Here is a 10,073-nt window from a genome sequence, read left to right as displayed (position 1 = left end):
AGGCGCGGATTTTGTCTATCAGGACGCGCAGTTAGGCTGGTGGCACATCGGTCTTGGCGCATTCAATATCGGCTCGGCGTACATCCACAACCGGGATGTTTTATCCGTCGGAGGCCCCTTCATGCGGCGGCTGATGTTGATGTCGGGGGAGACGGTCAACGTGGCGATTCGCAACGGTAACGAAGCGGTGCTGATTGGTCAGCAGGAGTGCAAGTCGATGGTGAGGATGTGTGCGCCGCTCGGTAGTCGACTGCCACTGCATGCTTCAGGTGCCGGGAAAGCGCTGCTGTATCCACTGTCGTCGGAAGAACTGGTGGATGTGATTGTGAAGACCGGGCTGCGGCGGTTTACGCCGACGACGATCGTGGATTTGCCGGTTCTCCAGCGGAATCTGGATGAGGCGCGGGCCTGCGGCTACAGCATTGACCAGGAGGAGCACGTGACAGGATTAAACTGTATTGCTTCAGCGGTTTACGATGATGTGGGGTCCGTGGCGGCGGCCATTTCGATTTCCGGGCCGGCGTCCCGATTAACCCCGGACCGTTTTGTCAGTCAGGGAGAGCTGGTGAGGGAGACGGCAAGGAATATCAGCACCGCGCTGGGACTCAGACCCCAGGCTGGTTGATAGCCGAACCGACCCGCTCTGCGGAGCGGGACTTTTTTGGTCTTGTTCATGTTTGGAAAAATTTTCCAATATATCGAGGGAGTAAAAAATGGCAAAAATGAGAGCCGTCGACGCAGCAATGTATGTACTTGAGAAAGAAGGTATTACTACCGCATTTGGCGTGCCTGGTGCGGCGATTAACCCGTTCTATTCGGCGATGCGCCAGCACGGCGGGATCCGTCATATTCTGGCCCGCCACGTGGAAGGTGCGTCTCATATGGCGGAAGGCTATACGCGCGCCACGGCCGGCAATATCGGCGTATGTCTGGGAACATCGGGTCCGGCGGGAACGGATATGATCACCGCTCTTTACTCCGCCTCCGCAGACTCCATTCCCATTCTGTGCATTACCGGCCAGGCGCCGCGCGCGCGCCTGCATAAAGAAGATTTCCAGGCGGTCGATATTGAGTCCATCGCGAAGCCCGTCACGAAGATGGCGGTGACCGTGCGCGAAGCGGCACTGGTACCGGGCGTGCTGCAGCAGGCTTTCCACTTGATGCGTTCCGGCAGACCGGGCCCGGTGCTGATCGACCTGCCTTATGATGTCCAGGTCGCGGAAATCGAGTTTGACCCCGAGCTGTACGCGCCGCTCCCGGCTTATAAACCCGTGGCGACTCGTCCGCAGATCGAACGTGCGCTGGCGATGCTGCTGATGGCGCAGCGCCCGGTGATTGTTGCCGGCGGCGGGGTGATTAACGCCGATGCCGCAGCGTTGCTGCAGCAGTTTGCTGAAATCACCCATGTGCCGGTGATCCCGACGCTGATGGGCTGGGGCTGTATCCCGGACGATCACGAGCTGATGGCCGGGATGGTCGGTTTACAAACCGCGCATCGCTACGGCAACGCCACGCTACTGGCCTCCGACCTGGTGTTCGGTATCGGTAACCGCTTTGCCAACCGTCATACCGGCTCGGTCGAGAAGTACACAGCAGGGCGCAAAATCATCCATATCGATATCGAACCGACGCAGATTGGTCGCGTGCTGTGCCCGGATTTAGGCATCGTTTCCGATGCGAAAGCGGCGTTGACCCAGTTGGTGGACATCGCGCAACAGATGCAAAAAGAGGGCCGCTTGCCGCGCCGCGACAGCTGGGTTGCCGAATGCCAGATGCGCAAGCGCACGCTGCTGCGTAAAACCCACTTCGATAACGTGCCGGTCAAACCGCAGCGCGTCTATGAAGAGATGAACAAAGCCTTTGGCCGCGACGTGTGCTACGTCACCACCATCGGCCTGTCGCAAATCGCCGCCGCGCAGATGCTGCATGTGTTTAAAGATCGCCACTGGATCAACTGCGGTCAGGCGGGGCCGCTGGGCTGGACGCTTCCTGCCGCGCTGGGCGTTTGCGCCGCCGACCCGCAGCGCAACGTGGTCGCGATCTCCGGCGACTTCGACTTCCAGTTCCTGATTGAAGAGCTGGCGGTGGGGGCGCAGTTCAATATTCCTTATATTCACGTGCTGGTGAATAACGCCTATCTGGGTCTGATTCGTCAGTCGCAGCGCGCATTCGATATGGATTACTGTGTCCAGTTGGCGTTCGAAAATATTAACTCCAGCGAGGTGAACGGCTACGGCGTCGATCACGTCAAGGTTGCCGAAGGGCTCGGTTGTAAAGCGATTCGCGTCTTCAGACCCGAGGATATTGCGTCAGCGTTTGAGCAGGCGAAAGCGTGGATGAAAGAGTATCGCGTTCCGGTGGTGGTGGAAGTGATCCTTGAGCGCGTGACCAATATCTCGATGGGCAGCGATCTGGATAACGTGATGGAGTTCGAAGACGTTGCCGATAGCGCCATCGATGCGCCAACCGAAACCTGCTTTATGAAATATGAATAAATGAGGTGAAACTATGTTGCGTTTTTCTGCCAACCTTTCGATGCTATTTGTGGAATATGATTTTCTGGATCGTTTTGAGAAAGCGGCAGCCTGCGGTTTTCGTGCCGTTGAATTTATGTTCCCGTATGACTATGCGCCCGAGGTATTAAAGCAAAAGCTGAGCGATAACCGGCTGGAGCATACCTTGCATAATTTACCCTCTGGCGACTGGGCGGCAGGGGAGCGCGGTATAGCCTGTATTCCTGGTCGTGAAGCGGAGTTCCGCGAAGGCGTTGACGCGGCAATCCGCTACGCCAAAGCTCTGGGCAATCGTAAAATCAACTGCCTGGTTGGTAAAACCCCGGTGGGCTATCGCGAAGATCATATTCGTTCAACGCTGGTGGCAAATTTGCGTTTTGCCGCCACCTCGCTGGCCCTGGAGGGTATTCTGCTGCTGATTGAACCGATTAATTACTTCGATATGCCGGGATTCTATCTGAATACCACGCATCAGGCGCTGGCGCTGATTGATGAGGTCGGCAGCGATAATTTGAAAATCCAGTACGATATTTATCATATGCAGCGAATGGAGGGCGAATTAACTCATACGATGCAAACTTATGCCAACCGGATTGGTCATTTACAGATTGCCGATAACCCAAAACGCGGTGAGCCGGGAACCGGTGAAATTAATTACGATTATCTTTTTAAATTTATCGAAAAATCAAATTATGACGGCTGGGTTGGCTGCGAATATAAACCGCTGACCACTACCGAAGCGGGCCTGACATGGTTTAATCGCTACCGTTAATTTTTAATTTATCTCTGGGCAGTATTTATTATTCCAGATTCAGGATTTAATTTCCTGAAAACAGGGAAGGGATAGCTATTGCCCAGGTAAATCCGAAACAGAAACTCTGAGAGGAAACTTATGAAGCTGGGATTTATTGGTCTGGGTATTATGGGGACGCCGATGGCGCTCCGACTCGCTAAAGCCGGCCACGCGCTGCATGTTACCACCATCGGCCCGGTTGCTAACGAACTGCTTGAGCAGGGCGCGCAGCAACTGGCCACCGCCGAGCAGGTTGCGGAGCAGTCGGAGATTATTTTTATCATGGTCCCGGATACCCCGCAGGTCGCCGAAGTTCTGTTTGGCGAGCACGGCTGCGCCAAAACGGCGCTAAAGGGAAAAATCATCGTGGATATGAGCTCCATTTCACCGATTGAGACCAAGCGTTTTGCGCAGCAGGTGCGGGATTTGGGCGCGGATTATCTGGATGCCCCGGTATCCGGTGGGGAAATTGGCGCGCGCGAAGGGACGCTCTCTATTATGGTCGGCGGCGACGAAAATGTGTTTGCTTACGTGAAGCCGCTGTTTGATATTCTGGGTAAAAACATCACCCTCGTCGGGGGGAACGGTGACGGGCAGACCTGTAAAGTCGCCAATCAGATTATCGTTGCGCTGAATATTGAAGCGGTCTCTGAAGCACTGGTTTTCGCGTCTAAAGCCGGTGCGGATCCCGCTCGCGTTCGTCAGGCGCTGATGGGCGGCTTTGCCTCCTCGCGTATTCTGGAAGTGCATGGCGAAAGAATGCTGAACCGGACGTTTAATCCCGGTTTTAAAATTTCTCTGCACCAGAAGGATCTTAATCTGGCGCTGCAGAGCGCGAAAGCCCTGGATCTTAATTTACCGAATACGGCAACCTGCCAGCAGCTGTTTAATACCTGTGCCGCCAACGGTGGCAGCGAATTAGATCACTCGTCTTTAGTTCAGGCGCTGGAATTAATGGCAAATCACAAAATCTCTTAATGATAAAATGCTGCCAGCGCTGGCAGTATTTTAAATACCTCGATGGTGAGTTTATGAATACTATTAATAAAACGGGTGTTGACTATTGGAAAAAAATAGTCGTAGTAATGAGTCTGGGCTGGGTGTCGATATGGATTTATCGTACCGTATTAACGCCTATTTATCCGGAAATTCAGGCTTCCTTAGGCAACGTCAGCAACGCTGAAATTGGTGCGATAGCCAGCTTCTATTTTCTTGCCTACTGCAGCATGCAGATTCCCTGCGGAATTCTGGTCGATAAGCTGGGGCAGAAAATTATGCTGATGTGCGGGTTCTCGTTGTTTATTATCGGTACGCTGAGTATCGCTAATGCGGGAAATCTGACGCTGATTTATATCGGCTCGTTGCTGGCCGGCGCCGGCTGTGCTTCTTTCTTTAGCTCCGCCTATTCACTCTCCTCGGCCAATGTGCCGCAGGAACGTCGTGCGCTGGCGAACGCCATTATCAACAGCGGCTCGGCCGTCGGGATGGGGATTGGCCTGATTGGCTCAAGCATCCTGGTCAAAAGCATGCATATGGCCTGGCAAAACGTGTTGTTAATCGTTGCCACGATCCTGGTGGTGATGCTCTGCGTATTCACCCTGGTGATTCGCCGCAAGCTAAAAGAGCCTGCCGCAGCGAAGAATCAAAATAGCGCATCGGCATCATCCCCGGCGGCAGAAGAAAAATCGGCACCGCTGTTTTCGCCGCTGCTGTGCAGCGTGTATTTCCTCTATTTCTGCACCTGCTACGGCTACTACTTGATTGTTACCTGGCTGCCTTCTTATCTGCAGACCGAACGCGGCTTTGACGGCGGTGCCATTGGTTTTGCATCGGCGCTGGTGGCGGTGGTCGGGGTGCCGGGCGCACTGTTCTTTAGCCATCTCTCGGATAAATTCCGCGACAGTAAAGTCAAAGTCATTCTCGGGCTGGAGATTGTCGCCGCCGCAATGCTGATGTTTACCGTTCTGTCGCCGAATACCACCATGCTGATGATTAGCCTGGTGCTGTACGGACTGCTGGGCAAAATGGCCGTTGACCCGATTCTTATTTCGTTCGTCTCCGAACAGGCATCAGCGAAAACACTCGGTCGCGCCTTCAGCTTATTTAATTTCTTTGGTATGAGTTCTGCGGTAGTTGCCCCGACGCTCACCGGTTTTATTTCCGATCTGACCGGATCAAAAGAAATTAGTTTTGTGATGTCTGCCGGATTAGTTATTACCGGAACGATACTATTTGCCCTGATTACCCTGCGTAAGAACAAAATACAGTTAAAGACAACCCACTAAATAAAAATAAATAATTATAAATTTGTTGTTCCACATAGCTAAACCTACAAACATCTTTCGATGCGGATTAAGAGGGGATTATGGAACAAACTCAAGACCTGTACAAAACCAGGGGTTATAGAGATGATCTATTACCATAAGTAGAATCGCAGGGTAACTGGAAGGCATTTAACTACTTTATCTTCTGGATGAGATTCGTACACAACGTACCTAATTATATTATGGTTGGCGGTTTTTATTCCCAGACTGTCAATGTTTAGTATTGTGATGGCAATAATATTAAGTGATTTTATTATTGCCCTGGTCATGGTGGTTAATAGAGCAGCCGGAAGTAAATACGGCGTCCCCATCCGGGCTACGGGCTCGAATATCGGCATAAAGTCAGCCTTTACGTTGGCCGTAAGATGGGGGGGTATCACCAAAACTATCCTGCGCGGCGAGGTGAACGATGACTGTGAGCAGGGCTTCCCGCACGTGTTGAAAGTGAAATTTATCCTTAAACGTCGGTAGTAAAGGCAACCCGCGAGTTCCCGGATAAGGCGCAAGCCGCGACCCGGGGCAGGTTCACCGCACGAAATATCTATCGGCTGGCGCTGCCACTCTTTGCCGGCATTTTTTAATGGACCTGCCACCGGTTTATCTCCAGACGCTATCGCTGACAATCTGACCGCTATTAGGCAACGGCTTATTAATCGGCGTACTGCTGGCGAGGGTGATGGGAAATCGTATTCCCTGGGATCGTAGTAATTAATGACAGCAAGAAAGGAGGAACAATGAAAATTATTATTGCACCGGACTCTTTCAAAGAGAGCGTAAGCGCCAGCCGCTGCGCCCAGGCGATTAAGGCGGGTTTTGTCTCTGTTTTCCCGCAGGCGGAGTACGTCTGCCTGCCGATTGCCGACGGCGGCGAGGGGACGGTTGAGGCAATGGTTGAGGCCACTAAAGGCAAAATGGTGATGCTGCCGGTCATGGGGCCGATGGGCAATTTGGTCGGGGCTTTTTATGGCCTGAGTGGCGATGGGCAAACCGCGTTTATCGAAATGGCAGCGGCCAGCGGATTGATGCTGGTTCCCGCCGGGGAACGTAACCCGCTGCGGGCTACCAGCTACGGCACCGGCGAGCTGATTCGCCACGCGCTGGACGCCGGGGTTCGCCATATTATCCTCGGTATTGGCGGTAGCGCCACAGTGGATGGTGGAATGGGCATGGCTCAGGTGCTGGGGGCACGCTTTCTGGATGAGCACGGTGAGAATGTCGGCCTCGGCGGTGCGGCCTTACAACGGTTGGTCACAATTGATCTAAGCGACCTCGATCCACGCCTTGGCGAATGCCGGATTGAGGTGGCCTGCGACGTCGATAACCCGCTGCTTGGCGAACGCGGTGCGGCGGCGGTTTTTGGCCCACAAAAAGGGGCCTGTATAGAAATGGTCGCCGTTCTGGAGCGAGGATTACAAAACTATGCCCAGGTACTGCTGGCGGCAACCGGTCAGGATGTGACGGCAATTGTCGGCGGTGGCGCGGCGGGAGGAATAGGCGTGGCGGCCAACGTTTTCCTCAACGCGGCGCTGAAACCGGGTATTGATATCGTGATTGCAGCTGTGCACCTGGAGGAGGCGCTGCGCGATGCGGATCTGGTGATTACCGGCGAAGGGCGGATCGACTCGCAAACCGTCGGCGGCAAAGCGCCGATCGGCGTGGCGCGGATCGCCAAAAAACACGGTATCCCGGTGATCGGCATCGCCGGCGTGTTGGGTGACGGCGTTGAAGCGGTGCACCAGCATGGCATTGACGCGGTCTTTAGCATTCTTCCCGCGCTGGCGCCGCTGGCCAAGGTGCTGGAGCGCGGCGAGCATAACCTTTACGCCTGTGCGCGCAATATTGCCTGTACCATTAAACTCGGTCAGAACATTCCCGCTTGAGTAAAAGTCCGCCTTCATAGAAGGCGGCATTGATTTCGCCCCATAGGGGCGTACCAAAATCCTTAAAAAAAAGCCTCTGCCAGTTCTGTAAGATTTAAATCCAATGACAATAAGGCAGAGCCAAAACCTGTTGCTGACCACGCCCACAGGACGCGGTTTTCAGTTATCAATAAAAAATGCCACGGTTCTCACCGTGGCAAAATCCAACATAGCTAAACAAAAAGTGAATTTGATGAGACTGATAACACATTCGTCTTTGCTTGTGTGCGCGCTTTTCGCCGGGCGGCGGCTAACGCCTGACCCGGCCTACGAAATCTGCGAGATTTACCGGTAGGCCCGCGCAAGCGAAGCGCCGCCGGGCCATACTCAGATCAGAGTTCAACGTCGCGGTGGCAATCTTTCGAGTAGATATAGCTGAACGTTTCCCGTCCGACGCCGTATCCCGCCTGCAGTGAATAAGCGCCCATAAAGATATAATCGCCTTTTTTCACCGGAACCCAGTTATTGTCGAGGTTATACACCCCCTGGCCGGAGAGAATATAGGCGCCGTGTTCCTGCACGTGGGTTTCAATATAGCCGTGACTGGCCCCCGGTTCGAAAGAGAGAATATGCATATTCATATCGAAGCCCAGCTCTTTCGGCAGGAAATCGATCAGGATAACGTCTTCCATCCCTTCATAATGTATACGCTCCAGCTGACTGACGTTGCCGGTGACCAGATAAGGCACGTGGTTCCCTGCCGGAATATAGCGGCGCTTGTAGAGGAACAGCTGGCTATCGCCGGAATGGTTGTTGGTGAAGGTGACCTTCTCACCTGGCGGGCAGTAAAGATAGCCGCCTTTGGTCAGCGGGAAGCTTATGCCTTCTGCCTGGGCAATGATTTCCCCATCTATCACATACAGAAAGGTCTCAATACCTTCTCCGCCGAAACCGCTCTTGTTGCCGCCGTTTTCATGCAGCGTCACCAGATAATCGACAAAGCTGGCGCCTAATTTCGGCGTCGACAGAATGGTCACATCGCAATTATCAAAACCCGCAATGATGTTTTTGACCAGCCCGTCCTGCGTCAACAGCGCATAATTACCGTGGCGCACGATGGAGCGGCTGGCCAGTAAATCATCGCGATAGCCAACCACGTTATTCAAATAACCCATAATCTTTTCCTTATTCAGTCCAGGCCAGTTGATACAGCATTAAGGCGAGCGTTTTTACACCTTCCACCAGATCTTCGATATGCGTGCTTTCCGCCGGGTTATGGCTGATACCTTTGATGCTCGGCATAAAGATCATGCAGGTCGGGAAGCAGGGGGCGAAAATTTGCGCGTCATGTCCCGCGCCGCTGTGCATCACGCGGAAATTCACCTTTTCTTTCTCGCAAAGCGCGGTGAGCTGGGCCACCAGCTTTTTATCCATCGGCACTGGGGCCTCATCCATCCACAGGTCGATCTCAATGCCAATCTCCATTTCCTGACAGATCCGCTGCATATCGGCTTCAATCACTTGCGTAAATGCGCTTAACTCAAGGGCATCGGTATGGCGGCAGTCCATGGTGAAGACCGTTTTACCCGGTACCACGTTGACGGTATTCGGCTGCGGGTCGACTTTACCAAAGGTGAGCACCAGCGGGTCGCCGTGGGCTTTCGCTTTGGCGATAGATTCGTAGCAAATGCGGCTGAAGGCCTGGACGGTGTCGCGACGGTAGCCCATTGGCGTCGTGCCCGCATGGTTGGACTCGCCGTTGAGGGTAATGGTGTAACGGCGCTGCCCAACGATGGCGTTGACCACGCCGATGGACTGCTTGTTGGTTTCCAGCACGCGGCCCTGCTCGATATGCAACTCCACGAAGGCTTTAATATCACGACGCGGCGCCAGAGGGGCTGCGGGCAGGCTGAAGCCGCACTGCTGCATGGCCTCGACAAACGCCACGCCTTTGGCGTCCTTAATCTCGCGGACGTCCGTCGGGTTAGCGATGCCGACGATATTCTTGCTGCCCCAGAAGACGTAAGGGAAGCGGCTACCTTCTTCTTCCGCTAGTGCCAGTACTTCGACGGTACGCAGCGGCGCGCCGTAGGTCTCTTTTAGCCAGTGTACCGCCAGCCAGGCTGCCAGCGCACCGAACTGACCGTCAAGATTGCCGCCGTTGACGACGCTATCAATATGCGAACCGCTGAGGATAACCTCGTCGGGAAAGCGCGTGCCGGGCAGACGGCCATACAGGTTGCCGACTTCATCAAAGCGCGTTTCCAGCCCGCTTTCACTCATCTTTTGTTTGAACGCCTGCTGTGCCTGTAGCCATTCCGGCGAATAGAGCAGGCGGGTCAGGCCACCTGTCGGGTCGGCGCCGAAAGAGGAAAGCCAGGGTAATGTTTCTTCAATTGCCTGTCGAAAATAATGATCCATATGCAACTCCTCTATTTTAATTTATTGAGCAAAAGGGGAATGGGTTTCGTAAGTGCGGTGATATAAAGCGTCTGAAACCAGATATTCATAGATCTCATCCACGATCTCGATACCGTCGACGGCGCTGTTTTTCTCATTGATATCCAGGTTCTGTCCCGGGTAA

Annotated in this window: 8 protein-coding genes and 2 pseudogenes; 7 read left to right on the top strand and 3 right to left on the bottom strand. The window is 53.8% G+C overall.

What is annotated here, in order from left to right; all coding sequences use genetic code 11:
* The 7 genes and pseudogenes from allR to glxK form a co-directional block, all read left to right on the top strand.
* A partial coding sequence (gene allR / locus ACZAHD_RS18935; RefSeq protein ID WP_462458151.1) for an HTH-type transcriptional repressor AllR occupies positions 1-625 on the top strand: 625 nt, incomplete at its 5' end.
* A gap of 88 nt (positions 626-713) precedes the next feature.
* Positions 714-2,495 carry a glyoxylate carboligase gene (gene gcl / locus ACZAHD_RS18930; RefSeq protein WP_462458150.1) on the top strand — a complete coding sequence of 594 codons (1,782 nt, stop codon included), beginning with the start codon at positions 714-716 and terminating at the stop codon, positions 2,493-2,495.
* A gap of 13 nt (positions 2,496-2,508) precedes the next feature.
* Positions 2,509-3,285: a hydroxypyruvate isomerase gene (hyi, locus tag ACZAHD_RS18925; RefSeq protein ID WP_462458149.1), complete on the top strand. Its 777-nt coding sequence runs from the start codon at positions 2,509-2,511 to the stop codon at positions 3,283-3,285.
* Between the two features lie 120 nt (positions 3,286-3,405).
* A complete protein-coding gene (glxR, locus tag ACZAHD_RS18920; protein ID WP_462458148.1) occupies positions 3,406-4,284 on the top strand; it encodes a 2-hydroxy-3-oxopropionate reductase in 879 nt (292 codons plus the stop codon).
* 53 nt (positions 4,285-4,337) lie between these two features.
* Positions 4,338-5,591, top strand: coding sequence for an MFS transporter (locus tag ACZAHD_RS18915; protein ID WP_462458147.1), 1,254 nt, complete (start codon positions 4,338-4,340; stop codon positions 5,589-5,591).
* A 563-nt stretch (positions 5,592-6,154) separates the two neighbouring features.
* Positions 6,155-6,342 (top strand): annotated as a pseudogene (locus ACZAHD_RS18910) (uracil/xanthine transporter); the annotation flags it as partial.
* Positions 6,343-6,364: 22 nt separating this feature from the next.
* The gene (gene glxK / locus ACZAHD_RS18905; RefSeq protein WP_462458146.1) at positions 6,365-7,510 is read left to right on the top strand and encodes a glycerate 3-kinase; all 1,146 of its coding nucleotides are present in this window, start codon (positions 6,365-6,367) and stop codon (positions 7,508-7,510) included.
* Between the two features lie 371 nt (positions 7,511-7,881).
* Here glxK and allE read toward each other — a convergent pair whose 3' ends face one another.
* From allE to ACZAHD_RS18890, 3 genes and pseudogenes are all read right to left on the bottom strand, one after another.
* The gene (allE, locus tag ACZAHD_RS18900; protein ID WP_462458145.1) at positions 7,882-8,664 is read right to left on the bottom strand and encodes a (S)-ureidoglycine aminohydrolase; all 783 of its coding nucleotides are present in this window, start codon (positions 8,662-8,664) and stop codon (positions 7,882-7,884) included.
* A gap of 10 nt (positions 8,665-8,674) precedes the next feature.
* A complete protein-coding gene (gene allC, locus ACZAHD_RS18895) occupies positions 8,675-9,910 on the bottom strand; it encodes an allantoate deiminase (protein ID WP_462458144.1) in 1,236 nt (411 codons plus the stop codon).
* A 21-nt stretch (positions 9,911-9,931) separates the two neighbouring features.
* Positions 9,932-10,073: pseudogene (locus ACZAHD_RS18890) on the bottom strand (ureidoglycolate dehydrogenase); the annotation flags it as partial.

This window comes from Raoultella sp., from assembly GCF_039594335.1.
Classification (GTDB): Bacteria; Pseudomonadota; Gammaproteobacteria; order Enterobacterales; family Enterobacteriaceae; genus Klebsiella.
The sequence above is the reverse complement of the archived record's forward strand: the minus strand, read 5'-3'. Positions and strand labels throughout refer to the sequence as shown.

Coding starts and splice junctions, on each gene's coding strand:
- allE (WP_462458145.1), bottom strand. CDS start 8,664: ATGGGTTATTTGAATAACGTGGTTGGCTATCGCGATGATTTACTGGCC.
- hyi (WP_462458149.1), top strand. CDS start 2,509: ATGTTGCGTTTTTCTGCCAACCTTTCGATGCTATTTGTGGAATATGAT.
- allC (WP_462458144.1), bottom strand. CDS start 9,910: ATGGATCATTATTTTCGACAGGCAATTGAAGAAACATTACCCTGGCTT.
- glxR (WP_462458148.1), top strand. CDS start 3,406: ATGAAGCTGGGATTTATTGGTCTGGGTATTATGGGGACGCCGATGGCG.
- gcl (WP_462458150.1), top strand. CDS start 714: ATGGCAAAAATGAGAGCCGTCGACGCAGCAATGTATGTACTTGAGAAA.
- glxK (WP_462458146.1), top strand. CDS start 6,365: ATGAAAATTATTATTGCACCGGACTCTTTCAAAGAGAGCGTAAGCGCC.
- ACZAHD_RS18915 (WP_462458147.1), top strand. CDS start 4,338: ATGAATACTATTAATAAAACGGGTGTTGACTATTGGAAAAAAATAGTC.